Source organism: Vreelandella lionensis (assembly GCF_002087295.1).
Taxonomy (GTDB): domain Bacteria; phylum Pseudomonadota; class Gammaproteobacteria; order Pseudomonadales; family Halomonadaceae; genus Vreelandella; species Vreelandella lionensis.
On record NZ_MWVI01000087.1, the window covers coordinates 22,913 to 49,285 of the forward strand.

General features: G+C 55.8%; 17 protein-coding genes and 7 pseudogenes. 11 read left to right on the top strand and 13 right to left on the bottom strand.

The window, feature by feature from the left end; translation table 11 throughout:
* Positions 1–164: 164 nt before the first annotated feature.
* On the top strand, positions 165–689 hold the full coding sequence (locus B4967_RS13075) for a 3-deoxy-D-manno-octulosonic acid kinase (protein ID WP_422821858.1): 525 nt from the start codon (positions 165–167) through the stop codon (positions 687–689).
* Here the strand turns inward: B4967_RS13075 and B4967_RS13080 are convergent.
* Together B4967_RS13080 and B4967_RS19635 are read right to left on the bottom strand one after the other, a co-directional pair.
* Entirely contained in the window at positions 671–1,453 is a 783-nt protein-coding gene (locus B4967_RS13080; protein ID WP_243470577.1) for a glycosyltransferase family 4 protein, read from the bottom strand. The genes B4967_RS13075 and B4967_RS13080 overlap by 19 nt on opposite strands.
* Entirely contained in the window at positions 1,434–1,790 is a 357-nt protein-coding gene (locus B4967_RS19635) for a glycosyltransferase family 4 protein (protein WP_243470578.1), read from the bottom strand. Before B4967_RS19635 ends, B4967_RS13080 begins: the two co-directional genes overlap by 20 nt.
* Positions 1,791–1,874: 84 nt before the next feature.
* Between B4967_RS19635 and B4967_RS13085 the strand changes: the two genes are divergently transcribed.
* Positions 1,875–2,942, top strand: a complete 1,068-nt coding sequence (locus B4967_RS13085; RefSeq protein WP_083025665.1) for a glycosyltransferase family 9 protein — start codon at positions 1,875–1,877, stop codon at positions 2,940–2,942.
* Here B4967_RS13085 and B4967_RS13090 read toward each other — a convergent pair.
* Positions 2,880–3,641: pseudogene (locus B4967_RS13090) on the bottom strand (glycosyltransferase family 2 protein). The gene B4967_RS13085 and the pseudogene B4967_RS13090 sit on opposite strands and share 63 nt — an antisense overlap.
* A 139-nt stretch (positions 3,642–3,780) precedes the next feature.
* Here B4967_RS13090 and B4967_RS13095 point away from each other — a divergent pair.
* A complete protein-coding gene (locus B4967_RS13095; protein ID WP_083025667.1) occupies positions 3,781–5,433 on the top strand; it encodes a sulfatase-like hydrolase/transferase in 1,653 nt (550 codons plus the stop codon).
* Here the strand turns inward: B4967_RS13095 and waaF are convergent.
* Both waaF and rfaD read right to left on the bottom strand, forming a co-directional pair.
* Positions 5,423–6,465, bottom strand: a pseudogene (waaF, locus tag B4967_RS13100) (lipopolysaccharide heptosyltransferase II). The gene B4967_RS13095 and the pseudogene waaF sit on opposite strands and share 11 nt — an antisense overlap.
* Entirely contained in the window at positions 6,458–7,414 is a 957-nt protein-coding gene (rfaD, locus tag B4967_RS13105) for an ADP-glyceromanno-heptose 6-epimerase (RefSeq protein ID WP_083025668.1), read from the bottom strand. The pseudogene waaF and the gene rfaD overlap by 8 nt, the downstream one beginning before the upstream one ends.
* 109 nt (positions 7,415–7,523) lie before the next feature.
* Here rfaD and glyQ point away from each other — a divergent pair, with 109 nt between their 5' ends.
* The 3 genes and pseudogenes from glyQ (at position 7,524) to gmhB (ending at position 11,296) form a co-directional block, all read left to right on the top strand.
* The gene (gene glyQ, locus B4967_RS13110) at positions 7,524–8,495 is read left to right on the top strand and encodes a glycine--tRNA ligase subunit alpha (RefSeq protein WP_083025670.1); all 972 of its coding nucleotides are present in this window, start codon (positions 7,524–7,526) and stop codon (positions 8,493–8,495) included.
* A pseudogene (gene glyS / locus B4967_RS13115) lies at positions 8,495–10,560 on the top strand (glycine--tRNA ligase subunit beta). The gene glyQ and the pseudogene glyS overlap by 1 nt, the downstream one beginning before the upstream one ends.
* Positions 10,561–10,735: 175 nt before the next feature.
* On the top strand, positions 10,736–11,296 hold the full coding sequence (gene gmhB, locus B4967_RS13120) for a D-glycero-beta-D-manno-heptose 1,7-bisphosphate 7-phosphatase (protein ID WP_083025672.1): 561 nt from the start codon (positions 10,736–10,738) through the stop codon (positions 11,294–11,296).
* 118 nt (positions 11,297–11,414) lie between these two features.
* On the opposite strand, the pseudogene gyrB reads toward gmhB, so the two are convergent.
* From gyrB to dnaA, 4 genes and pseudogenes are all read right to left on the bottom strand, one after another.
* Positions 11,415–13,836 (bottom strand): annotated as a pseudogene (gyrB, locus tag B4967_RS20480) (DNA topoisomerase (ATP-hydrolyzing) subunit B).
* A 39-nt stretch (positions 13,837–13,875) separates the two neighbouring features.
* Positions 13,876–14,978 (bottom strand): annotated as a pseudogene (gene recF / locus B4967_RS13130) (DNA replication/repair protein RecF).
* 107 nt (positions 14,979–15,085) lie between these two features.
* A pseudogene (gene dnaN, locus B4967_RS13135) lies at positions 15,086–16,191 on the bottom strand (DNA polymerase III subunit beta).
* 58 nt (positions 16,192–16,249) lie between these two features.
* On the bottom strand, positions 16,250–17,719 hold the full coding sequence (dnaA, locus tag B4967_RS13140) for a chromosomal replication initiator protein DnaA (protein ID WP_083025674.1): 1,470 nt from the start codon (positions 17,717–17,719) through the stop codon (positions 16,250–16,252).
* Between the two features lie 534 nt (positions 17,720–18,253).
* On the opposite strand from dnaA, the gene rpmH reads away from it, so the two are divergent.
* The 5 genes and pseudogenes from rpmH (at position 18,254) to mnmE (ending at position 22,095) form a co-directional block, all read left to right on the top strand.
* Positions 18,254–18,388: a 50S ribosomal protein L34 gene (gene rpmH, locus B4967_RS13145; protein ID WP_083025676.1), complete on the top strand. Its 135-nt coding sequence runs from the start codon at positions 18,254–18,256 to the stop codon at positions 18,386–18,388.
* A 73-nt stretch (positions 18,389–18,461) separates the two neighbouring features.
* Positions 18,462–18,587: a hypothetical protein gene (locus B4967_RS21045; RefSeq protein ID WP_340638773.1), complete on the top strand. Its 126-nt coding sequence runs from the start codon at positions 18,462–18,464 to the stop codon at positions 18,585–18,587.
* Positions 18,571–18,804, top strand: a complete 234-nt coding sequence (gene rnpA, locus B4967_RS21050) for a ribonuclease P protein component (RefSeq protein ID WP_340638774.1) — start codon at positions 18,571–18,573, stop codon at positions 18,802–18,804. The genes B4967_RS21045 and rnpA overlap by 17 nt, the downstream gene beginning before the upstream one ends.
* A 115-nt stretch (positions 18,805–18,919) precedes the next feature.
* Positions 18,920–20,601, top strand: a pseudogene (gene yidC, locus B4967_RS13155) (membrane protein insertase YidC); the annotation flags it as partial.
* 123 nt (positions 20,602–20,724) lie between these two features.
* Entirely contained in the window at positions 20,725–22,095 is a 1,371-nt protein-coding gene (gene mnmE / locus B4967_RS13160) for a tRNA uridine-5-carboxymethylaminomethyl(34) synthesis GTPase MnmE (protein ID WP_083025678.1), read from the top strand.
* A 42-nt stretch (positions 22,096–22,137) separates the two neighbouring features.
* On the opposite strand, the gene B4967_RS13165 is transcribed toward mnmE, so the two are convergent.
* From B4967_RS13165 to rdgB, 4 genes are all read right to left on the bottom strand, one after another.
* A complete protein-coding gene (locus B4967_RS13165; RefSeq protein ID WP_083025679.1) occupies positions 22,138–22,983 on the bottom strand; it encodes a 23S rRNA (adenine(2030)-N(6))-methyltransferase RlmJ in 846 nt (281 codons plus the stop codon).
* Between the two features lie 86 nt (positions 22,984–23,069).
* Positions 23,070–23,741, bottom strand: a complete 672-nt coding sequence (locus tag B4967_RS13170; protein WP_083025681.1) for a YiaD family glycine zipper/OmpA-like lipoprotein — start codon at positions 23,739–23,741, stop codon at positions 23,070–23,072.
* 60 nt (positions 23,742–23,801) lie between these two features.
* Positions 23,802–24,971: a radical SAM family heme chaperone HemW gene (gene hemW, locus B4967_RS13175; protein ID WP_083025683.1), complete on the bottom strand. Its 1,170-nt coding sequence runs from the start codon at positions 24,969–24,971 to the stop codon at positions 23,802–23,804.
* A complete protein-coding gene (rdgB, locus tag B4967_RS13180) occupies positions 24,964–25,572 on the bottom strand; it encodes an RdgB/HAM1 family non-canonical purine NTP pyrophosphatase (protein ID WP_083025684.1) in 609 nt (202 codons plus the stop codon). The genes hemW and rdgB overlap by 8 nt, the downstream gene beginning before the upstream one ends.
* Positions 25,573–26,373: the final 801 nt, after the last annotated feature.

Below are 26,373 nucleotides of genomic sequence, written 5' to 3' on the forward strand. Positions count from 1 at the left end.
GTTTAAGTGACGCTGCGCATCACACCAACTGTCCTCCCCGACTCACCCACTGAGCACGGCGCTGTTCGAGTCAGATTACTGGCAAGCGCAAGGCCTGGTAGTCGGCGAAGCACCTGGCCGGGGGCAGCAGCCTGTTCCTGCAAGCACGCGACCACGAGCAGTGGGTGCTGCGCCCTTACCAGCGCGGCGGGCTCATCGCCAAGGTCAGCAAGCAACGCTATGTCTGGCTGGGGGCAGAGCGCACACGAGCGTTTCGTGAAGTGCGCTTGACCGCCGCGCTGTATGAGCAAGGGCTTCCCGTGCCTCGCCCAGTGGCCTGCTGTGTCACACGCTTTGGGCTGACCTATGAGGCGGCACTGCTGACCGTGCGCATTTCCGGCTCTCGGGCACTGGCCTCACTGCTCACCAATGGCGAGGCTGATGAGGCGCTATTAAAGCGCGTTGGCGCAATGATCAAGCGTTTTCACCAAGAAGGCCTGGACCACGTGGACCTCAACGCCCGCAACATTCTGGTGGATGAGGCTGGCAAGCCCTGGCTGATCGATCTCGACCGCTGCCGCCTGCGCCCGCAGGGCAAGTGGCAGGCAAGCAACCTGCAGCGGCTGGAGCGCTCGGTGGTGAAGTTTGCCCATGGCCAAGTGGAAAACCTGATGGCACCGCTTTACGCAGGCTATGCAGACGCCGTGTAAATCTCCATTAAGCGCTTCACGTGCTGCTTGTTACTGAAGTGCTCCTCGACGCGCCGCCGCGCGGCACGCCCCATGGCTTGACGTGTGGCCGCATCACGAAGGAGCGTGTCCATGGCATCGCGCCAGGCGGGCACGTCAAACGGGCCTACCAACACGCCGGAATCAGCATCCACTAGCTCCGGCAACGACCCGGTATTCGAGCCAATGATCGGCATCCCACCGGCCATGGATTCGATGATGGTCAGGCCGAACGCTTCGTTTTCCGAAGGAATGCACACCACATCCAGCACGGGCAAAATATCCGTCAGGTCACTGCGATGCCTTAGAAAGGTGATTTTATCCGCCAGCGGCGTGCCCGCGATGGTGCGCTGCAGCTCGGCATAGAACGCTTCCACGCCACCTGACGCATAGTCAGTGCCACCGATAGAGAGTGCATAAAAGTAAAGCGTGGGGTCAAGCGCTAGCAGTGCGTTTACCCAGACATCCTGCCCTTTGCCAGGCGTCACTCGGCCCGGAAGCCCGATGAGCACCGCGTCTGCCGGCACACCCAGCGCTTCACGCTTAGCCGTAATAGCGGCAGGGTCACGATTGGGCTGGTACTTATCGATATCGACTCCGTGGGGCAAGCAAACCACCCGCTCCTGAGGAAGCGGTAAATTGCGGATATTACGCTGATACGTTGCTTGGCTAATAGACAGCACACGATCAACGCTGCCATAGGCAACGCGGTGATAGGGGCTTTTTTTAGGGCGCTGCCCGCCCACGTGATCTGTATAAATTATTCTTAGCGTCGGTTGGCAGCGCTTTTAACAGCGTAGTGAGGCGTAGATCACTCGATTTATGGCAGTGAATTACGGAGATATTTTCCTCCTTCAACCAGCGGCGTATCGACAGCAGGTTGACCAGCGCCTGCCCGTTGCTCGCAAAGGCCTTATACGGCACTCCGTTGCGCTGCATGTAAGTTTCTACCTTGCTGTCTTTCAGGCAGATGCCGATGACGTCCCAACCTTCCGCCAGCAGGTCTTCTATCACCCGGTCTACGTATAGCTCCATTCCGCCTTTACCATCGGAAAGACACAGTTGCAGTACCTTCTTCGCCATCGCTTGCCCTACCTAGCCGCCCACTGTTAAACAATCCTTACAATCTCTTGTAGTATACAGGCTGCTATTAACGGGGCCTAAATCATGGCGCAGAGACTGCTTGTCGTGCGTAACGACAAAATCGGCGATTTTATGTTGGCGTGGCCAGCCTTGGCGTGTTTGAAACAGGCATCGCCTGCGCCCCACGTCACGGTGCTGGTGCCCGCTTATACGGCCCCGTTAGCCAAGGCGTGCCCATGGGTAGATGAGGTCATTATCGACCCTGGCAGCCAGGCCGATAAAGCGGCGCAGCAGGCGCTATTGTTTCACGTGAAACAATCGAAATTCGATGCACTGCTAACGCTGTTCTCGACACCGCGCATTGGTTGGCTAGGCATGAAAGCAGGCATTCCGCTGCGCGTTGCCCCGGCGACCAAGTGGGCGCAGGTGTTCTATAACGTACGGGTACGCCAGCGCCGCTCGCAATCAGCAAAGCCGGAGTACCAGTACCACGTTGATTTGGCTTGTGAACTGCTGGCACGCCTTTCGCTAACGCTTTCCACCCTGCCCTCGCCCCCCTTCTGGCCGCTGGATGGCGCGCAACGTCAAGCACAGCGCCAAACGTTGGTCAACGACGCTTCAGAGCACGTGGTGGTGGTTCATCCTGGCAGCGGCGGCTCGGCTGTGAATCTATCGGTAGCGCAGTACGCCGCGCTGATCACTCAAGTGCACCAGCAGTGCCAGCACCTACCACTACGCTGGCTGATCAGCGCTGGCCCCAGTGAGCAGCCCCAGGCACAAGAGTTGAGGGAGCAGCTTGCCACAAATGGTGTTGTAGCAGACCACTTCCCCGACACCGCAGGTGTCGACGCCTTTGCCCTACAGCTTGGCGGAGCGGATATGCTGATTGCCGGCTCAACCGGGCCGCTGAATATCGCAGGCTGCCTGGACATTGCCACGGCGGGGTTTTATCCCGCCAAGCGCTCAGCCACGCCGCTGCGCTGGCAAGCCTGCAACCGGGCGGAAAAGCGCCTGGCGTTTAGCCCGCCTTCAGGCGCTGACACACAGGACATGACTGCCATCGATCTCGACGCGGCAGCCCACCAGATCTCAGCGCTGCTTCTCGGAGGTCTGCGTACGAACCCAGAGATCCGCGTACTTAGCGAAGGTTGAGTGAGCGGACAGCAGGGCTAACAACAGCCCCTGCTTGCCATCTTTAAACCCCGCCTTAAGCACATACATTGTGAGAAAGCAGGCCAGCCCGTGGCTACTGCCCTGCCACAGCGTGGCCGTTTTCCCCTGTGCGGCGCGCTGCTCTGCCCAGGCCTGGGCGTAATGCGCAGATTCTTCAAGATAGTGGCGCAGGTCGCGGTAGGTGTAGTGAAGCAGGTCGCCGGATAACGGCTTTTCAGCCAGCCCGGCTTCTACCACCAGCTTTTCATGCACCAGCGCAGCGTTATAGCCCGCCTGGTGTTTCGGGTAGAGGCGCAGCACGCGGTCTGGGTACCAGCCAGAGTGGCGAATAAAGCGGCCAAAGCACCACGACAGGCGGCTCACGCTGTAGGCAGCGGGCGGCTGCTGAATGGCGGCCTGAATGCTGGCGCGCAGTTCAGGCGTTACGCGCTCATCGGCATCGACCATTAAAATCCACTCGCCGTTTGCCAGGGCTTCCGCCCGCTGGCGCTGAATACCAAAGCCTTGCCAGTCGGCGTTGACGCTCACATTCTGGGTTAACTATCGCGCAATCGCACACGTCTCATCCTGGCTACCCGCATCCAGCACCACGATTTCGTCGGCCCAGGTCAGCGTTTCCAGGCACTCACGTAAATGGTGCGCTTCGTTTTTGACAATTAACACAGCGGAAATAGACACGGTTCACCTTTGCCCACTCGGTTTAAGACGCATGGTGCTCATTACCATAGCTCGTTTAGTTGCATGCTAACACGGCCACGGCGCCCGACTTTTGATAAGCTGAACCACTCATTTAGCACGTTCTGAAAAGGGATACAGGATGCCCCCCTTAAGGTCACTCAAACTTACCCCCTGGCTGCCTCTGGTCGTGATTGGTCTTAGCCTTGGCTATGCGGTCACCGTGCTGACGCGCTTGCCCTGGTGGACACTCTTTTTGACGGCGGCGGTGTGGATCGGGATAGCGGTAAAACTACGCTGGGGAGCCCCGCTGAATGCGCGCTACCGGCCAGTGTGGCCTTGGTCGCTTATTCCGCTTAGCCTATTTAGTATTTATGTCTACTTAGCTGATAGCTTTGGCAATGTTGACCTAGGCGCGGTGTTTTTCCACCTTCAGGCGGGCATGGCAGAGCACGGTGGAGCCGGAAACATGCTGCTGGCGCTCACCTACACCATAATCGTACTAGCGGTACTAGCATCCGTGACCTGGCTGTCACGCCATGACCAGCGTTGGCGCTTAACCGAGCGCTTCTTTGCCATTGCGCTGCTGGCGGCTATCCCGCTGCTCTATGGCATTGGCCAGCGCCGTGCCGCCATTGTGACTGACGACGGCGCGTGGTTAGACCGCCGCTCTGTGCCACCGCCTACCGGCGACCAGCCCGATGCCCCCCACCTACTGCTGATGTATTTAGAGAGCATAGAGCGCACCTACAGCAATGAGCTGTTTGGTGATGCGTATGCGGACTTAACCGCGCTAGGCGAACGCGGGCTGGTGTTTGAGGGCATTCACCAGATGGAGAATACCGGCTGGACAATGGCTGGGATGATCGCCAGCCAGTGCGGCGTGCCGCTTATGCCTGCGGGACTTCTACACGATAGCCAGTTTGAACCGCTTTCCAAGGTAGTACCTGGCGTTGACTGCTTGGGAGATGTGCTGGCTGAACAAGGCTATCGGCTTAGCTTTTTGGGCGGTGCCAGCACGCAGTTTGCCGGGAAGGGGCTTTTCTATCGCGGCCACCAGTTCAATACCGTGAAAGGCAAAGAGGAGCTGCTGCCTGAACTCGATGACCCAGAGTATGTGAATAGCTGGGGGCTGTATGACGATACGCTATACGACTTTACTGCTGACGAAATACGCCGCCTGAACGAAGAAGATAACGGCCCTTGGGCCGTAGTGAACCTCAACATTGCAGGTCACGCCCCCAGTGGATTCCCTTCACAGACCTGCCAGGACCGCCAGGGCGAATTCGATGGTCAGAATATTCTCTACTCGGTGGCGTGCTCTGCGCGCCAAGCGCGTGATTTTATCGAACAGTTAGAGCAAGAGGGGCTGCTGGCGCATACGCTGGTCGTAGTGTTAAGTGATCATCTCACCATGCGCGTATCGGTATGGGATCAACTCACCGCGCTGGATCGCGACAATACGCTCATCATGCTAGGTGATGGCATTCGACCACAGCGGGTGCGTAGAGGCGCCACCATGCTAGATGTGTTTCCCACGATTCTGGATGCCATGGGCCTGCCACTGAATGATAACCGCGCCGGGTTAGGCGCATCACTGCTCAGTAGCCAGCCCACCCTAGTGGAGATCCACGGGCTTGAGCCACTGAGCGGGCGGCTGCGGGAAGAGACCGTTCTACAGAACCGCCTCTGGGAAGGGCTTGCACCTCAACGACGTGAACCAGCAGAGAGCATCACAGAGCAGGTCACCGAGACACCCGCTGATCAGGCCACAGAGGTGGCTATTATGCGCTGACGATGACGCCGTTAGCGTCGTGTCGATCAACACGCATCGCCTGATAGACCCGCTCAACATCTAACTCATTTAAACAGTTCGTGTGACCTGGAGGACAGGTTCGCTGAAAACACGGCGAACAGGAGAGCCCGAGATAATGAATGGCCGCATTATTGGTCAGCGGAGGCGTGTAGACAGGTGATGAGGAGCCGTAAAGCGCATGGATACGCACGCCAACGGCGGCTGCCACCTGCATCAGGCCCGAATCGTTAGTGACCACTTGGCGGCAGTCGGCTAGCAAATCCACGGCATCGGCCAACTTAGTTTTTCCGCATAAATTATGCGCATGCGGCAGCCCTTCACGATGGCCTGCCCCGCCGCATGATCCTTCGCTCCACCCAGCACCCGAACTTCAAAGCCCTCTTTGATCAGCCTTGCTGCCAGCTGGTGGAAGCACTCAAGCGGCCACTGTTTGGCCGGGCCATACTCTGCGCCCGGCATCATGCCTATGGCGGGGCGTGATGACAGTGCGTGGGTAAGACGCAGGTTCACCAAATTATCCCGAGCAATGGGAGCCGTGGTTTGGGGATCGCAAACTGACCGGTTTGCGCCTCCTCCAAAGGCAGCCCTAGTGACACAAAGCGTTTAACGGTTTGGTCCAGCACCTGCTTGTCTAGCTTGCGGCGCTCTTTTAACAGCCCGTAGCGGTGCTCACCTAAAAAACCCACCCGCTCGGGAATGCGCGCCATAAAGGGCACCAGCGCTGCTTTCCAGGAGCGCGGCAGCACGATGGCGCGGTCAAAGCGGCCGCGTAATCTGGCCGCCAGCTCGCGGCGGCTGGCCAGCCCAAACACCGTGGCCCACCGCCAATGGCAACAACTCATCTACTTCTGGCATACGCTCAAGAATCGGCTGAGACCAAGCGGGGGCGACCACCCCAAGGGTGGCACCCGGGTAGCGCGCTTTTAAGGTCATAAACAGGCTCTGTGCCATGACCATATCGCCTACCCAGGAGGGGCCTACTACCAGCAGTCGCTTGCCAGAGTTAGCCATTTAGCCACTCCAAGTACGCATTAACGCCCTGGGCGACAGTTTTGAATTCCACGTCACAACCTGCCGCACGCAGTTGGCTAATATCGGCACGCGTGTAGCTTTGGTAGCGCCCTTTCAACTCTAGGGGGAAGGGAATGTAGTCGATTTCGCCCTGGCCATAGAAGACGATGACCGCTTCGCCAATCGCCTTGAACGGCTCCGCACGCCCAGTGCCCAAATTGAAGATGCCCGAGGCGCTGGGGTTGTCCAGGACCCAGAGATTTACATCGCCCACATCGCCTACGTAGACAAAATCGCGGCTCTGCATGCCCGCCTCATAGCCGCCGTAAGCACCGAACAGCTTCAGCGTTTCGCCGTTACGGATCTGCAGGTGGTTGTGGTACGCCACGCTGGCCATCTTGCCTTTATGCTGCTCTCGCGGCCCGTAAACGTTGAAGTAGCGGAAGCCCACCACCTGCGTGGTCAGCTCGTTCCAGCGCGAGCGCACGTGCTGATCAAACAGCAGCTTGGAGTAGCCGTACACGTTGAGCGGCTTTTCATACTCCGGCGCTTCCTTAAACACCTCACTGCCGCCATAGGTCGCCGCCGACGACGCGTACAGAAAAGGGATGCCCAGTTTTTCACAGTAGTTGAGCAGCACTTTGGAGTACTCGAAGTTATTTTCCATCATGTAGTGCCCATCCCACTCGGTCGTATCCGAGCAAGCACCTTCATGGAAAATCGCATCGATGGTGGGTAAATCCACCGCTTCACCGCGCAGCGCTGCTTTTACGCGGGCAATAAAATCATCTTTATCCAGGTAATCGGCGAGAGTGCAGTCCGCCAAATTGACAAACTTAGTACCATCACGCAGGTCGTCGACCACCATTACATCATCACGGCCACGAGCATTTAGCGCTTTGACAATATTGGCTCCGATAAACCCGGCACCGCCTGTTACAACGATCATCTCGTTCTCCTTACCAAAAGCGGCTCTTTGGCTAACGTGCCTATAACCCATCTGCCTGTGATTGTATACTTGACGGCTTATGAATTCATGGCCAACGGTGCTTTCCGCGATGAGTGTTTCGACAAACCAATCGACACCCGATGTGTCGACCTTTCAAGGCTTGATCCTTGCTCTGCAACAGTACTGGGCAGAACAGGGCTGCGTCATCCTCCAGCCCCTCGCTATGGAAGTCGGCGCGGGCCCCTTCCAACCTGCCACCTTCCTGCGGGCGTTTGCCCCAGAAACCTGGAACGCTGCCTACGTTCAGCCTTCCCGCCGCCCAACCGACGGCCGCTACGGCGAAAACCCTAACCGCCTGCAGCACTACTACCAGTTCCAGGTGGTGATGAAGCCCTCCCCCAGCAACCTACAGGATCTTTACCTAGGTTCGTTGAAGCGTTTAGGGCTCGACCCGCTGATTCACGACGTGCGCTTCGTGGAAGACAACTGGGAATCCCCCACCTTAGGTGCCTGGGGCCTTGGCTGGGAAGTAGGGCTCAACGGCATGGAAGTGACCCAATTTACTTATTTCCAGCAGGCGGGCGGCATCGAGTGCTACCCCGTCACCGGCGAGCTGACCTACGGGCTTGAGCGTATCGCCATGTACCTGCAGTACGGCGATAGCGTTTACGACCTAGTATGGGCCATCGCGCCGGACGGCAGCAAAGTGAGTTACGGCGATGTCTACCTGCAAAACGAGCGTGAGCAGTCAGCGTATAACTTTGAGCACGCAGATGTGGATCAGCTCTTCGCGGCGTTTGATCACCAGGAAAAAGAGTGCAGCAAACTCTTAGCCGCAAGCCTGCCGCTGCCCGCTTACGAGCAGGTGCTTAAAGCTTCCCATACGTTCAACCTGCTGGATGCCCGCCACGCGATCTCCGTCACGGCACGTCAGCGCTTCATCCTGCGTGTACGCACCATGGCGCGTGATGTCGCTACCGCCTACTTCGAGTCTCGTAAAGCAGCAGGCTTCCCCATGGCACCGGAAGCATTACGCCGTGAACTGTTACAAGAAGAGCTCGCTGAGCAGGGAGACGCATAATGGCCGTTGATACGCTTTTATTAGAACTGGGCGCAGAAGAGCTTCCACCCACCGCGCTGGACGCGCTTTCAGACGCGTTTGCTGCCGGCATTGAAAAAGGCCTACAGGAAGCCGAAATTCCCTTCCAAGCGGTGACCGCCTACGCCACGCCGCGCCGCTTAGCCGTACAAGTCACCGGGCTTTCCGACAAGCAGCCAGACCGTGAAGTAGAGCGCCGTGGCCCCGCCCTGGCCGCCGCGTTTAAAGACGGCACCCCCACCAAAGCAGCAGAAGGCTTTGCCCGCTCCTGCGGTGTCAGCGTGGATGATCTGATCCATCTGGAAACCGATAAGGGCACCTGGCTTGGCTACCGCGAACAGCAGCAGGGTGACAGCGTTCAAGCGCTACTGCCTGAGATGGTACGTAAAACACTACAGTCGCTGCCGGTACCCAAGAACATGCGCTGGGGTGCGTCCCGCGTTGAGTTCTCCCGCCCGGTTCACTGGTTGGTAGCACTGTACGGTAGCCAAGTTGTTGCCGCCGAAGCCCTTGGCCTTCAAGCCAGCCGTACCACCTACGGCCATCGTTTCCACGCGCCGGATGCAATTCAACTTGAGCATGCCGACGACTATCTGGCAGCACTGGAAAACGCCTACGTATTGGCAGACCGCCAGCGTCGCCGGGAGCGTATTCGTGAACAGGTGCTCGCCGAGGCCGAAGTTCAGGAAGCCAACGCCGTCATCGACGAGGACCTGCTGGTAGAGGTCAGCGGTTTGGTGGAGTGGCCCGTCGCACTGACCGGCAGCTTCGACGAGCGCTTTTTGGAAGTGCCCGCGGAGTGTCTGATCTCCTCCATGAAGGCCAACCAGAAGTACTTCCACCTGCTGGATGACCAGGGCAAGCTGAAGCCGCTGTTCATCACTATCTCGAACATCGAGAGCCAAGACCCTGATCAGGTGATCTCCGGCAATGAAAAGGTTATTCGTCCGCGCTTGGCGGATGCGGCCTTCTTCTACGACACCGACCGCAAGCACACGCTGGCCTCGCGCATTCCGCAATTAGAAAGCGTGGTCTTCCAGCAGCAGCTGGGCACGCTGGCGGATAAAGCCCGCCGTAGCACGGCCATTGCCACCTTTATCGCCGAGCGTCTTCACGGCGATGTGGCCCACGCGCAGCGTGCCGTGGCACTGGCAAAATGTGACCTCGTCACCGAGATGGTGCTCGAATTCCCTGAGCTGCAGGGCATCATGGGTCGTTACTACGCCGAGCAGGATGGCGAGCCTGCGGAAGGCGCCCAGGCGTTAGAAGAGCAATATCTGCCCCGCTTTGCCAGCGATGCGATTCCGCAAAGCCTGACCGGCCAAGCGCTAGCACTAGCTGATCGCTTGGATACCCTGGCGGGCATCTTCGGTATAGGCCAACGCCCCACGGGCGCAAAAGACCCCTTCGCCCTTCGCCGCGCCTCCATTGGCGTGCTGAACATTCTGGTGAAAGGCGAGCTGAACCTCGACTTGCGTGAACTGCTGCAAGTGGCGGCTGATCAGCACCAGAACCTGCCGAAAGCCGACGGTCGGGGAGAAGACGTACTGACGTATATGCTCGACCGCTTCCGCGCCTGGGGCCAGGAAGAGGGTATCTCTGCAGAGATGTACCCCGCGGTGCGCCCCGCCCGGTCACCAAGCCGCTGGATTTCGCGCGGCGCTTACGTGCCGTCAAAGCTTTCGCCCAGCGTGAAGAAGCCGCAGCCCTGGCCGCTGCCAACAAGCGTGTTTCCAACATCCTGAGCAAGCAGGAGCATGATGGCAGCATTCAGGTAGAGGCCTCGCTTCTTCAAGAAGGGGCGGAAAAAGCCCTGTTTGAAGCGGTCACGGCTAGCCAGCAGCAGGTGGCCACGCTGTTCGCAGCAGGTGATTACCAGCAAGCGCTAGACGCGCTCGCCACGCTACTCAAGCCGGTCGATGCCTTCTTTGATCAAGTAATGGTCATGGCGGATGACGATGCCATTCGCCGTAACCGCCTCGACCTGCTTGCCAGCCTGCAGGCGCTGTTCCTGGAAGTGGCCGATATCTCTCAGCTACCCCAGTGACACGTTGAGTGTTATAGAGGATCGTCTGCTCTGAAGGCGCAACCGATAGCCCGGCTTTTGATAAGCCGGGCTTTTTATTGAGCGCACGAATGTTTCACGTGAAACACTCGCTCATTCGCACTTCAGGGCTTACGCTAATGTTGACGTTTTTGCCCACCGCAATAAGAGGAGCCCCATGATTACCGCTCAGCAGCTTGTAATACTGGATCGCGATGGCGTGATTAATCAAGACTCGGATGCTTATATCAAATCCCTTGCCGAATGGATCCCCTACCCTTCTGCCATTAGCGCGATTGCCCGCCTTACCCAGGCAGGCTTTACCGTGGCAGTGGCTACTAATCAATCCGGCATCGCCCGTGGCTTCTACGATGAAACCGCGCTGAACACTATGAATGAGCGCTTACATAGGCTGGTGGAAGCGGAAGGCGGCCAAATTGCCCATATCGCTTACTGCCCTCACGGCCCCGATGATCAGTGCGGCTGCCGTAAACCGCTTCCTGGGTTATTTACCGAGATACAGGACAAACTAACGCTTTCCAGTCTGAAAGGCAGTTGGATGGTGGGCGATAGCCTACGCGATCTGCAAGCGGGTGAATCGGTGGGGTGCCGTAGCGTTCTCGTGAAAACGGGTAAAGGGGAAAAGACCCTCGCAAAAGGGGACGGGCTAGAGCATGCCTTGGTCTACGCTGATTTAGCTGCCTTTGTTGACGACTTAATCGCAGGTGCCTTGGACTAACCTTTCCACAATTTTCATGCTGGCCTTGAACACCACCATCCATAAAAAAACCGCAGGCGTTTTCGCCTACGGTTTTTTGCTTTTCAATGTTTCACGTGAAACACATTGAAGAGGCTTTTTAGATATCGAGGTTAGCAACGAGCGCGTTGGTCTCGATGAAGTCGCGACGCGGCTCAACTTCATCACCCATCAGGGTGTTGAACATCATATCCGCCGCTACCGCATCTTCAATAGTAACCCGCAGCATACGACGGCTATCCGGATCCATGGTGGTTTCCCACAGCTGGTCTGGGTTCATCTCACCTAGACCTTTATAGCGCTGCACAGAGAGGCCACGCTGCCCTTCTTGCATCAGCCATGTTAGCACTTCGGAGAAATGTGCAACGGGCTTCTGACGCTCACCACGGGCGATGTAGGCACCCTCATCCAGCAAGCCGTTGAGGGTTTCCCCTAAGCCGGCAATGGCGCGGTAATCAGCGCTTTCAAAGAAGTCTAGGCCCCACACATACTCCGTCGTCACGCCGTGGGCGATCAAGGAAACTGCCGGTAGATGCAGGCCACGCTCGGTGTCTTCTTGCAGGTAGAACTGATAGCGCGGGCCACCCTCATAGGCCACCATGTCATCCATGGCTTTCTGCAGCTCGGCAATCCAGTTCTCCATGGTGACGCGGTCTTTCAAGCTTGGCTCACCCTGTAGCGCGGTAGCATGTACTACCTGCTTCAATACTTCGATGGGGTAAACCCGCGCCAAACGGTCAATTCGCTTCATCACGTTGCGATACTGATTCACCAGCGCTTCCAACTGTGAGCCAGCAATGCCAGGCGCATCCGCATTAACGTGCAGCCCTGCCCCATCCAGCGCGGTGGTGGTCAGGTAATCAATCATGGCCTGCTCATCTTTCAGATAGAGCTCTTGCTTACCACGTTTGATTTTATAAAGCGGCGGCTGGGCAATAAAGATATGCCCACGCTCAATCAGCTCTGGCATTTGACGGAAGAAAAACGTCAGTAGCAGCGTACGAATGTGCGAACCGTCTACGTCGGCGTCGGTCATGATAATGACCGAGTGGTAGCGCAGCTTATCGGGATTAAACTCTTCCCGACCAATGCCACAGCCCAGCGCCGTGATCAGCGTACCCACTTCAGCGGAGGAGAGCATTTTATCGAAGCGCGCTTTTTCGACGTTCAGGATTTTACCTTTTAGCGGCAAAATGGCCTGGGTACGACGGTCACGCCCTTGCTTGGCACTACCACCCGCCGAGTCGCCCTCCACCAGGTAAAGCTCTGATTGGCTTGGGTCTTTCTCTTGGCAGTCGGCAAGCTTGCCCGGCAGGCCTGCCAATATCCAGCGCCCCTTTACGGCGTGTCATATCCCGCGCTTTACGGGCTGCTTCACGGGCACGCGCGGCGTCCAGCATCTTATTGACGATGGACTTGGCTTCGTTGGGCTTTTCTATCAGGTAGTCTGCAAACAGACGACCCATTTCCTGCTCTACTGCCGTTTTAACTTCAGAAGAGACAAGCTTATCTTTGGTCTGCGACGAGAACTTGGGATCCGGAACCTTCACGGAAATAATGGCGGTTAAGCCTTCCCGAGCATCATCACCAGAGGTATTCACTTTGGCTTTTTTCAGCAGGCCCTGGGCTTCAATATAGTGATTCAGCGTACGCGTCAGCGCAGCGCGGAAACCTGCTAAGTGGGTACCACCATCCCGCTGAGGAATGTTGTTGGTGTAGCAGAAAATGTTCTCAGTGAAGGCATCGCTCCACTGCATCGCCACTTCGACCTCTACACCGTCTTCACGCACCGCATTAAAGTGAAACACCGGATTGAGGACGGTCTTGTTCTTATTCAGGTGGTCGACGAATGCTTTAAGACCGCCTTCATAATGGAACAGCTCCTCTTTGCCGCTGCGCTCATCCATCAGGCGAATGGCAACACCAGAGTTGAGGAAAGAGAGCTCGCGCAGGCGTTTCGCCAGAATATCGTAGTGGAATTCGATATTGGCAAACGTGGCCGGTGACGGACGAAAGTGAACGCGGGTACCGCTCTTTTCCGTTTTACCTACCACGCCTAGCGGCGCTTGCGGCACGCCATGGTGGTACATTTGTTCGAACACTTCGCCTTGACGCCAAATCGTCAGGCGCAGCTCTTCTGAGAGCGCGTTCACCACCGACACACCCACGCCGTGCAAGCCGCCCGATACTTTATAAGAGTTATCGTCAAACTTACCGCCCGCGTGGAGCACCGTCATAATAACTTCGGCAGCAGAGACGCCCTCGCCTTCGTGTAGCTCGGTCGGAATACCCCGGCCATTATCGCTCACGGTTACCGATTCATCCGCGTGGATGACCACTCGAATTTCGCTACAGTGGCCTGCCAAGGCTTCATCGATGGAGTTATCCACCAACTCGAAAACCATGTGGTGCAGCCCGGTGCCGTCGTCGGTATCACCGATGTACATGCCTGGACGCTTACGTACTGCGTCTAGCCCTTTGAGCACCTTGATGCTTGATGAATCGTAAGCCTGCTCGCTCATTGACCACTCCGTCGTGAAGTCTGTCTCGTTCCGTGTCGTCTACCCATCTGGCTGGCACTGGCTAAACCCTTGCTCGGAGTGTTTCACGTGAAACAACTCAACGGCAGTAGTGGGCTGCCAGACATCGCTTAGCGCGGTGGGCTCGACGCTGGTAATAAATGCTTGGCACTGCATCTCTTCAAGCAAAGCGCAGAACTGGCGGCGGTGATGCTCGTCCAGCTCTGCCGGTAAATCATCTATCAAATAAATGCAGTGCCGCTGTGCGGTACTTTCCAGAAGCCTTCCTTGGGCGAGCTTTAATGCACTCACTACCAGCTTCTGCTGGCCTCTGGAAAGCACCTCAATTGCGGGCTGCTTGTTCAACCGAATACGCAAATCGGCGCGCTGTGGGCCCTGCTGCGTAAACCCCATCTGCTGGTCGGTTTCTCGACTATCGTGCAGTACATCTGCCAGCGAGCGTTGTTTATCCCAGCCTCTGGCATAGCGGAGTGTTAACCCGGGCAGCGGCAGCAATTTTTTCAGTGTTTCATCAAATACGGGCAAGAACTCACTAAACCATGCTTGGCGTAGCCTATCCATCTGCTCTCCCCAATGGGCGAGCTCCTGCTCCCACACCGCTATTTCACTGGCCGCTATTCTACCACGCCTAAGGAGTGCATTCCGATGTTTCACCGCCCGGCGAGTCCGCTGCCACGCGTCTAGGAAGTGATGTTTCACGTGAAACGCGCCCCAGTCTAAGAACTCACGGCGACCAGCGGTGACCCTTCCAGCAAACGAAAAGCATCAGGATTAATAAGCTGGAGCGGCATAGCTTCGACCAGCTCAGCCAATCGGACACCCTTTTCGCCACGCAAACGCAGCTCCAGCTCACGCTGAGCCCGCATTCGCCTTACCCCCAGCGTCACCTCAGGGTCTCCTGCTAAGCGGCCGTACAGCGTCATATACGGCGCCTCTGACTGAATGGCATTTTTCAGCTGACGAGTACGAAAAGAGCGTCCCATGCCCAGAATATGAATACCTTCCAGAAGACTGGTCTTACCGCTACCGTTCACGCCATAGATAACATTGATACGTGGTGACGGATGAATCGTAACCGGAGCCAAGTTACGCAGTCCGTGAAAAGTGAGTTGTGTCACGCTCATCCGCGAATGCCACCTAGTAAGACCATGAAACGCGCTATCCGTTGCCAAATGCGAAAACGGCGCTTCTGACAATGTAGAAGCGCCGTTTTCATTCAGTGCCAATGCGGTTATAAGCGCATCGGCATAACAACATACAGCGCATCACCACCGCCAGGCTCTTCCAGCAGGGCGATGCTGTTCGGGTCGGCTAGGGTAATTTGTACGCGCTCTTCATCAAGCACAGAGAGCACATCCACCAGATAGCCAACGTTAAAGCCCACTTCCATGGCGCTACCGCTGTACTCCACGGCAATGTTCTCTTCCGCTTCTTCCTGCTCCCGGTTGTTGGCCATTACTTTGAGGTTATTTTCCTCAAGATACAGCCGAACACCACGGTACTTCTCATTTGAAAGAATCGCAGTGCGCGACAGCACCTGACGCAGCTCTGCACGCTCAGCAATCAGCACCTTATCGCCATTGCGCGGCACTACGCGCTCATAATCGGGGACTTTGCCGTCAATAAGCTTAGAGGTAAACGTGAAGTCACCTGTATGCGCACGAACATGCGTTGATCCCAAGGTAAGGCTGACAGGTTCATCGCTGTCATCCAACAGGCGAGAGAGCTCTAGGATACCTTTACGCGGGGCACAATCAGCTTTTGAGACTGGCTTACTGCAACGTCAATGGGACGCGAGCACATCGCCAAACGGTGTCCATCGGTCGCGACCGTACGCAGCAAATGGCTCTGAATTTCCAGCAGCATACCGTTTAGGTAATAACGCACATCCTGCTGCGCCATGGCAAAGGAGGTGGACTCAATCAAATGCTTAAGCGTGCCACGCGGAACGCTGAGTTCCTGACTGCCATCGGCATCTTCAATATTAGGAAATTCTGGTACAGGAAGTGTAGAAAGTGTAAAGCGCGAACGACCACTACGTAATACCGCGCGCCCCTCTTCAACTGCTAACTGAATGTCGGACTGATCGGGCAGCGATTTACAAATATCCATCAGCTTTCTAGCCGGCACCGTAGCAGCGCCCGCTTGGTCCACTTGGCTGGCGCCCGTGCGGCCTACTAGCTCAACTTCAAGATCCGTACCGTTCAGGGACACCTGAACGCCTTCAACTTGAATCAGTACGTTAGAGAGCACAGGCAGCGTTTGGCGCCGTTCTACTACGCCCGCCACCAGAGTCAGCGGGCGAAGCAGCGCCTCTCGGGACATGGTAAATTTCATCGAAACTCCGGTTTTCTATCCTGAAAGGCCTGCCCATGGCAGGCGTAAACGAAAAAGGTTAACTGGTTAGCAGACGAAGGAGGTTTTTGTAATCCTCACGGATATCCGCATTCTCTTCCTGCAGTGCTTTTACTTTTCGGCAGGCGTGCAGCACGGTGGTGTGATCGCGGCCACCAAATGCATCGCCAATCTCAGGCAGGCTATGGCTGGTTAGTTCTTTCGCCAGCGCCATAGCGACCTGTCGCGGGCGCGCTACCGAACGGGAGCGCCGCTTAGAGAGCAGATCCGCCACCTTGATTTTGTAATATTCAGCCACCGTGCGCTGAATATTATCCACCCCCACCTGCTTATCCTGCAGCGCCAGTAGGTCTTTCAGCGACTCGCGGATACAGTCTTGAGTAATGGTTTTGCCCATAAAGTGCGAGTCGGCAATGACTTTTTTCAGCGCGCCTTCCAGCTCACGCACGTTTGAGCGAATCTTCTGAGCGATAAAGAAAGCCGCATCGTGGGGCAAATCCACTTTTGCTTGATCGGCTTTTTTCATCAAAATCGCCACTCGTGTCTCAAGCTCCGGCGGCTCGATCGCCACGGTAAGCCCCCAGCCAAAGCGCGACTTAAGACGCTCTTCAACGCCACTAATCTCTTTAGGGTAGCGGTCAGAGGTGAGAATCATCTGCTGACCACCCTCTAACAGCGCGTTGAACGTGTGGAAAAACTCTTCCTGAGAACGCTCTTTACCGGCAAAAAATTGAATATCGTCAATCAGCAGGGCATCGACGCTGCGATAGAAACGCTTAAAGTCGTTAATCGCATTAAGCTGCAGCGCCTTCACCATATCAGCAACAAAACGCTCGGAGTGCAGGTAGACCACGCGTGCATTTTCACGACGGCCTGCCAATGCATTGCCCACAGCATGCATCAAGTGCGTTTTGCCCAAGCCAACACCACCGTATAAAAACAGCGGGTTATAAGCGCCACCAGGATTTTCCGACACCTGGCGGGAAGCTGCACGGGCAAGTTGGTTCGATTTACCTTCTACAAAGGTATCGAAGGTGAAATTAGGGTTTAAGCCACTGCTGTGCTTCAAGCTGCCGTCGACTTGAACCTGGCGCTCATTGCCACGACGGCTAGGGGCATTCTCTTCACGCAGTTGGTCAATCTCACGCTCATCGCCAATATCACCACGCGGCGGAGTATGAACGGCGGGGGATGACGGCTGTGCTGGTGCGGCCGAGACCGGATTACCCACCTCTCTGGGTTGCGGCGCAGCCGCTGCAGCCCGCCGGCTGCCGACGGTTAAGCTGACCTTGGGAGGTTTAGAAGGGGCGAGCTCACGCATTAGCTCACTAATACGCTTAGCGGACGTATCACTCACCCAGTCGCGCACAAAGCGATTCGGCGCCAATAAGCGTAGCTCATTGGTGTCTCCTTCTTCTGCCTGCAGCGGACGTAGCCAGGTGTTGAACTGCTGTGAATTCAGTTCGTCCTGCAGGTAGTCCAGGCACTGTTGCCAAAGCGCGAGCGACACTCATCTCACCATCGGTTGAAAACGGCCGACCATTGTAGCGCCCAACGAAGCGGTTATCCACTCGCGCTAGCGGCTCTGTTTTGCCTGTGGACAACTGTGCGTGAGGGCTAAGGAAAACCCGGTAATGAAATGGGTACAAGGGTATTTTTGAGTAAGTTGTCTTACGTTGAACACATCTAATTCACAGTTTATTGGCCGGTTATTTGATACTTATACACAGATTTTTTATTATTTTAACCTGTTGATAAAATTATGCTAAAACCACTTATCCACAAATAGTATCCCCACTATTAATAACAGTAGGTTTTAAATAACTTCATTAGTAATAGTAGTGTGGCCTTGGTTGAATCAAAACCTGATGGAAGCGGCAGCGCTATTGCCTTTTTCACTCTTTTTATGCAAGGAAAAATTGCACCCGGCGCGGGAAGTCTCTACAATTTCCGGTCTTGAATTGAAACTCCCCGGCTAGTTCCTCACTGGACCGGGTCTTTTGGAATTCACTTTCCGTCCTAAACCACGTGGGAATAACGAGTTATGAAACGCACTTTTCAACCCAGCGTTCTCAAGCGCAAGCGCGCGCATGGCTTCCGTGCTCGTATGCCAACCAAAAACGGCCGTGCCGTTATCGCACGCCGCCGCGCCAAAGGCCGCAAGCGTCTGAGCGCCTGATCTCGGATTGCGTGTGTCGCAACAAGGCTTTCCCCGGTGCTTACGTTTGCTAAATGCCGGGGATTTTAGTCACGTGTTTGAACAGGCCGACCTGAAAGTTCATGGCAAAGGTATGATGGCGCTAGCGCGCATGAGTACCCGGGGGCATCCCCGTATTGGACTGGTGGTCAGGCAAAAAAAATGTGAAGCTCGCTGTTGATCGTAACCGCTTCAAGCGACTCGTCCGGGAATCCGTTCGTCTACGTCAGGATCACTTACCCTCTGTGGATATCGTGATATTGGCGAAGCGCGGCGTGCAGGATATCGATAACGAAACGCTTACTCGCCAGCTACACGGCATGTGGAAACGACTTCATCGCGACGCACAGGCGGTGTCTGCACCTCCCCCGCCTCATGGCGTAACACGTGACGCTTGACGACATACCTCGCCGCTCGACCTCGGCCTGCCGCTTGGCAGGCTTTCGTGTGTCATGGGTCGAGTAAATGACACTGCGCCATTAGCATGTTCACCACCCATCGGGCAGAACCCTCATGGACGTAAAACGACTTTTATTACTGATTCCACTGGCAGTGCTTGCCTACCTTTTGGTTGTACAGTGGAATCAGGATTACGGGCAGACCACCTACGACTCAACGCCTGAGATAACCCAAAGCAGGAAACGGGGCTCCTGCGAGCGAGAACGGTAGCGATGATCTCTCTGTACCTAGCACTTCCGCTCCTCAAAACGCCATCAGCGAATGCGTCGGTGATGCTGAAAGCGACACCGCCAGCCGCGACTTTATTGCCGTCCCCACCGACGTACTTGACGTACGCATCGACCCCTTTGGTGGCGATATTGTCTACGCTGCCCTGCCGCAGCATAAGCTGACGCTGGATTCCGACCGCAATTACGTGCTGCTATCGGATAACGCCACGCGTAGCTACGTGGCCCGCTCAGGGCTACAGCTAGATGGCCAAGCAAGCCGCATTGCCTTCACTCCTGAGCGTAACGAGTACCGCTTGGGTGACGAAGAAGAGCAGCTAAGCGTTGACCTTACCGCCGACGTGAACGGTGTTGAGGTCATCAAGCGCCTGACATTTGATCGCGGCAGCTATGCGGTTAACGTGAGCTACTATCTAGCCAATAACACCGATGCGCCGGTGAGTGCTCGCTTTATTGGTCAGCTGGCTCGCGACAATAGCCCGGACCCGTCTAGCGGTGTGGCCATGGGGATGAACTCCTACCTGGGGCCCGCCTATTCCACGCCGGAAGCGCGTTACGAGAAGATCGACTTTGAAACTATTCAAAGCCGTAGCTTCGAGAACCGCGAAGGGCAGGGTGGTTGGGTTGCGATGATCCAGCCCTACTTCCTCTCCGCTTGGGCACCGCCACAAAACCAGCAAAACCTCTACTACGTAACGACCGATTCTCGTGATCGTAACGTAGTGGCCTTTGCTGGCCCCACCAGCAGCGTCGCCGCCGATGGCGAAGCTACGCTGAGTGCTACGCTCTACATGGGTCCGAAGGTTCAGGACTACCTTGAGCAAGTCGCACCGAACCTTAAGCTCACCGTGGATTACGGCTGGCTTTGGTTCATTGCCAACCCGCTGTTCTGGCTGCTGGATAAGATCCACGACATCGTCGGTAACTGGGGCTGGTCGGTCGTTTTGCTTACCGTGCTGGTGAAGCTGGTGCTCTTCCCGGCTGTCTGCCAAGGCCTACAAGTCCATGGCGCGTATGCGCAAACTGGGCCCAGAGATGCAGCGTCTCAAAGAGATGTATGGCGACGACCGCCAGAAAATGTCTCAAGAGATGATGAAGTTCTACCAGAAAGAGAAGATCAATCCGCTAGGTGGCTGTTTGCCGATTCTGGTACAGATGCCGGTATTTATCGCCCTGTACTGGATGCTGCTGGAATCCGTTGAGCTGCGCCACGCGCCGTTCATGTTCTGGATCCAGGATCTCTCGGTGAAAGACCCCTACTTCATCCTACCGATTCTGATGGGTATCTCGATGTTTGTTCAGCAGATGCTGAACACGACACCGCCAGACCCCATGCAGGCGAAGATCATGAAGATGCTGCCGATTATCTTCACCTTCTTCTTCCTGTGGTTCCCGGCAGGTTTGGTCATCTACTGGGTAGTCAACAACATCATCTCGGTGGCGCAGCAGTACTTTATTACGCGCAGTATTGAGAATGACCCAAGCGTCGGCAAAGGGATGCGAACCAAGGTAATCGCTCCCCTCTGCTACTCCCAGACCCCCGCCTTTGCGGGGGTCTGGCGTTTTAGGCCTAACCTGCTCATCATGAGCGCCATCACGATACACTCATCTCATTAGCCACTAGGAAGCGTCATGGCCGATCGACTCTATACCCAAGACACCATTACCGCCTTGGCAACCCCACCCGGCCGTGGCGGCGTTGGTATTATTCGCGTGTCAGGCCCCGCTTGCCGCGCGATAGCCACTGAAATACTGGGTGATTGCCCTGCTCCTCGTTACGCTCACTACGGCCCGTTTCAAGGCGCTAAAGGCATCATTGACGAAGGCATAGCGCTACTGTTTAACGGCCCCCACTCCTTCACCGGTGAAGACGTGCTGGAGCTGCAAGGCCACGGCGGCCCCATCATTATGGATATGCTGCTTGAGCGCTGCCTGCAGCTAGGCGCTCGCCTGGCCCGGCCCGGAGAGTTCTCTGAACGGGCGTTTCTTAACGACAAGCTGGATCTGGCACAGGCGGAAGCAATTGCCGACCTTATTGATGCCACCTCCCGCTCCGCCGCTGAGAACGCCGTGCGCTCGCTTCAGGGCGAGTTCTCACAGCGGGTTGCTGCGCTGGTCCAACGGCTGATTGAGCTGCGCGTTTACGTTGAAGCTGCCATCGATTTTCCGGAGGAAGAAATCGACTTTCTCGCCGATGGCCATGTCGCCACGCACTTAGAGAGTGTTCAGCAGGCGCTGGTTGCTGTTCGTAAGGCCGCTGGGCAAGGCGCTCTGCTACGCGAGGGCATGAGCGTGGTGATTGCAGGACGCCCCAATGCAGGTAAATCGAGCCTACTGAACGCGCTGACCGAGCAGGATACGGCTATTGTGACAGACATCGCGGGCACCACTCGTGACGTACTGCGGGAGTACATTCACCTAGACGGCATGCCGCTGCATATTATCGATACTGCCGGGCTGCGTGATACGCCCGATGCAGTAGAGAAAATCGGTGTTGCCCGGGCATGGGAAGAGATAGAAAAGGCCGACCGCGTACTGCTTATGGTGGATGCATCTACCACAGCGGCTACCGACCCGATGAGCATCTGGCCTGAGTTCGTGGAGCGCCTCCCCGATCAAAGCAGGCTTACCCTGGTGCGTAATAAAATCGATGCCAGTGCTGAAGCGCCGGGCATTGAATTATCCACAGCCACTCCGATTATTCGGCTATCAGCGAAAACTGGAGAGGGTGTGGATAGTTTGAAAACGCATTTGAAAGAGGTGATGGGCTTCTCTGCAACGACAGAGGGCCGCTTCTCCGCCCGCCGCCGCCATTTGGATGCCCTTGACCGCGCCATGGCGGCACTTGATACAGGGCGAGCACAGCTAGATCGCTACGGTGCAGGTGAGCTGCTTGCCGAAGACCTGAGGGATGCGCAGCAGGCGCTGGGAGAGATCACCGGCGAATTTAGCGCCGATGATCTGCTTGGCGAAATTTTTGGCAGCTTCTGTATTGGCAAGTAACCGAGCCACTCGTAACACATCATCCACCACGACTATCCGTCACTACTCGCCCACCAGCCATTTGGCGCGGTAGTGGCTGTCGCTCCCCAGCAGCGGTGTCACCTGCGACATCGCTGCAGCAAGCTGCTCATCCAGCCCCCAGGGCGGATTGATGACCACCATGCCGCTACCGTACATCCCGTGCGCACTCTCCCCCGCGGCTCGTAGCAGCAGCTCGCTGTGCCAAATCTTGCGAATGCCACTCGCTGCAAGGCCGCTGAGCAACGTTTCGTGATGCCCAGCAGGCAGCAGCGGGTACCAAATCATCACCACGGCGTGGCGCACTTTTTCCAGGGTATAAGCAACCGCGTCGACAACCTCTTGATACTCCGCTTTGCGCTCGTAGCTAGGGTCTACCAACACGCACATTCGTGGCGTCGACACCGGCACCAACTGTTTCAGCCCCTGCAACCCATCGCCGTATACGCGACGTGCCTGCTTTGGCAGCGCCTGGCCACTCAAATGTTCATGCTCACCCGGGTGCAGCTCAAATAGACGCAGTTGGTCATGGTCACGTAGCGCCTGAGCAAGCCACCAGGGTGAACCCGGGTAGTGAGATAGCGCATCAGCGTTGGGTTGTGCTGAATTCAAAGAGGTAAGCCAACGACTGAGCAACGGGTCGCTCAGCTGCTGTCGGGCCTGCCAGAGCGGAGCGATGCCTTCCCGGTACTCTTGAAGCCGCTGGGTCTCTTTGGTGGCTAGCGGATAGAGGCCTCTCCCTGCATGACTATCCACATATGTAATTGCTGATTTTTTACGTAATAAATAGTCAGCCACCGCATAAAGCGTTAAATGCTTCTGGACATCGGCAAAGTTTCCGGCGTGATAGGCGTGTTGATACGACAGCATGGCAGCTCGCTTGCAGTTGAACAAAAAAAGCCCGCTATGTGAGCATAGCGGGCTCTAGACAGCAATGCTGAGATTAACGCATTACGTTACTGGCCGTTACCGGTAGGGGTAAGAGTAATTTCTACCCGACGGTTTTGAGCACGCCCCTGTTCATTATCGTTACTAGCGACCGGCTGATTGGCACCGTAACCCATGGTGTTTAAGCGCATAGAGGAAACACCGTTCTGGCTCAGGTAGCTACCAACCGACTGAGCACGACGCTCAGAGAGACGCTGGTTGTAGCTGGCATCGCCGGTGCTATCCGTGTGGCCTGCGATGTTAACGCGGGTGTCGGTGTATTCGGTGAGTACGTTGGCCACTTCATTGAGGGCGCTGCGCGCGTCGGCGGTAAGCTCAGCCGAATCAAACCCGAACGTGACGCTGCTAGGCATGTTAAGCACAATATCATCGCCACGGCGGTCAATTTCAATACGCGAGCCTTGCAGATTGTCACGCAACTGCTGCTCTTGGCGGTCCATGTACACACCCACACCAGCACCGGCCGCCGCGCCTACTGCGGCACCAATTAGCGCACGGTCACGGCGGCTGGTGCTGCCATCGCCCGAAAGCGCGCCGGCAGCCGCGCCAATCGCCGCGCCAATGCCGGTGCCCATCGCGGTGCTAGAGCGCTGCGTTTGACCGCCGTAAGGGTCGGAAGTCGCACAGCCAGCCAATAAAATAGCCGCTGCTAACGGGGTCAGTAGTCGAGAAATACGCATCACTCACTCCTTGCTTATGATTGGGTTATTGCCTTATAGATCGCTGGTCACTTGTACTGATCACTCTTCGCTGATTAAGGCCAGCAACTCGTTCAAGAATAATAGACCTTGAGGCGATGCACGCAGCTTTTCGGGCATTTCCATTAAAAGTCCTTTTTCCTGTGCGCTTTGTAAACGGTTAAGTAACAGAGCGTTTGGCTGGCCAGTATGGGCAAACCAATCCGCTAACGTCACGCCTTCCGTTAAACGCAGCGCGTTCATGGCAAACTCAAGGGGCAGTTCCTGGGGTTCGATAAGCTGCTGTCCTGCCACAAAACCACGCGGGTCGTTAGCGCGACGTAAGTACGCATCGGGTTGGCGGGTTTTCCAGCGCCGCTCAATCTGCCACTCCCCCTGGGAATCGATGTGGGTGAGTTTTCCATGAGCGCCTGCGCCAATCCCCAAATAGTCGCCAAATCGCCAGTAGTTCAGGTTATGCCGGCTCTGACATCCTGGGCGGGCATAGGCTGAGATCTCATACCGGTTTAATCCAGCCTGCTCCAAGCGTTGGTGCCCCGCTTCCTGAATATCCCACAGCGCTTCCTCTTCTGGCAGTGGTGGCGGATGCGAGAAAAACGCCGTATTAGGCTCCAGGGTTAACTGATACCAAGAAAGATGTTCAGGATTGAGGGCAAGCGCCTGGTCAATATCTTCCATGGCTTGCTCGGGTGTTTGCTGGGGTAGCCCATGCATCAGATCAATATTGAGGTTATCAAATCCCGCCGCCTTGGCCTCGCTAATCGCCGTCACCGCTTCGTTGCCACTGTGAATTCGCCCTAGAGCGCTGAGCTGAGTTGGGCGGAAACTCTGTACGCCTAGAGACAACCGATTAATACCTGCTTCCCGGTAACCGATAAACCGCTGCTGCTCGGTCGTTCCTGGATTCGCTTCCAGCGTGATTTCAATTGTGGGTGAAAAAGGCAGCCGCTGGCGGATACCTTCAAACAACTGTTGATAAAAGCCAGGAGAAAGAAGACTAGGCGTACCACCACCAATAAAAATAGTTTGAATGGTTCGGCCAGAAGCCAACGATACATCACCGTCCAAGTCGCTAAGTAAAGCGGCCAAGTACGCCGCTTCGGGTAGCTCGCTAGAATCAGGTTCATGGGAGTTAAAGTCGCAATAGGGGCACTTGCGTACACACCAAGGCGTATGAATATAAAGCGATAGTGGCGGCAGCTGATCAGCCATGCGCCACCTTCAAAATATCTACTAGGGCGTGAAGCGCACGCCCTCGATGGCTTAAGCGGTTTTTGGTCTCGCTTTGTAGTTCGGCGACGCTCATGCCCTGGTCGGGTAACCAAAAAAGCGGGTCGTAACCAAAACCACCCTCGCCGCGAGGATGGGCAAGGATTTCTCCCTCCCAGCTACGCTGCACAATCACGGGCACCGGGTCTTCTGCATGGCGTAAATAGACCAAAACGCACCAATAACGGCCCGTGCGCTGACCTTCCGCGCACTCACTGAGCGCCGCCAACAGTTTCTCGTTGTTACGTTCGTCACTTTTAGGCTCACCCGCATAGCGAGCGGAATAGATGCCTGGCGCCCCATGCAGCGCATCTACTTCTAACCCAGAGTCATCTGCTAGCGCAGGTAACCCACTTACTCGGCTGGCTTCACGCGCTTTTAACAAAGCGTTTTCGACAAACGTGAGGCCTGTCTCCTCCACATCGTGCACACCAAATTCTGCTTGAGGCCGTACGTCCAACCCTAGCGGCGACAGCAACTGATTGAATTCTCTTAATTTACCGGCATTTCCGCTGGCTAAAACAAGCGTGTTCGATGCATTCATTGGGGCTACCTCCTCACAGAAGGTTCTCAGTTTACGCCTATCCGAAACGCAGCTAAAGGAGACAAAATGTAACTCAGTGTATCTTAAAAAACTGGCGCCAAAAAATCAGGAATAAGAAAAAATATCTTTAAAAAACAAAACGATAATCAAATATTACAAAATAGAATAACTATATAAAAATTACTTTTGCCATTATTTTGATAACAAAACTTTACGAAATGTGGCTTATGGGCAACACTCTAGTAGTCACCTGCTCACGCTTTATTTCCATGAGGTCTACCTAATGTCACAAGAAAAACTTCAAGGCTTGGTGTACATCGTCCACCGAAAAAAGCCCTCAATCGCAGCTGTTTGCTGACTACTTACATCAGCACACGGGATGTGCGGTTAGCATTCACCCACCCCGTGGTACCTTACCCACTGCCACCTCAGACAAACTCCTGATCTTGATTGATAGCGATCACATCGGGATTGATGCTCTGCCCGAGTGGCAAGACAAGCTTCCCGAACCATTACAAAAACCCCCCTTGCCGCCTTTAACATCCGAGATATGGACCATGCTTTAGAAGCTCTCTCCTGCGCTCAGTTAAAAGGAGTGTTTTATCGGAATGAAAGCTTGGAAGTTATATGTAAAGGCATACATGCATTGCTGGAAGGCGAACTATGGATGTCCCGGGATTTAATGGCCCGACTAATCCTCTTTTATCGTAAATATCAAAGTAATGCTTTCCGTCCTGCCTGTGGTTTAACCAACCGAGAAATGGAAATTATCTCACTCCTGAATCCGTGAAGCCGGCGCCG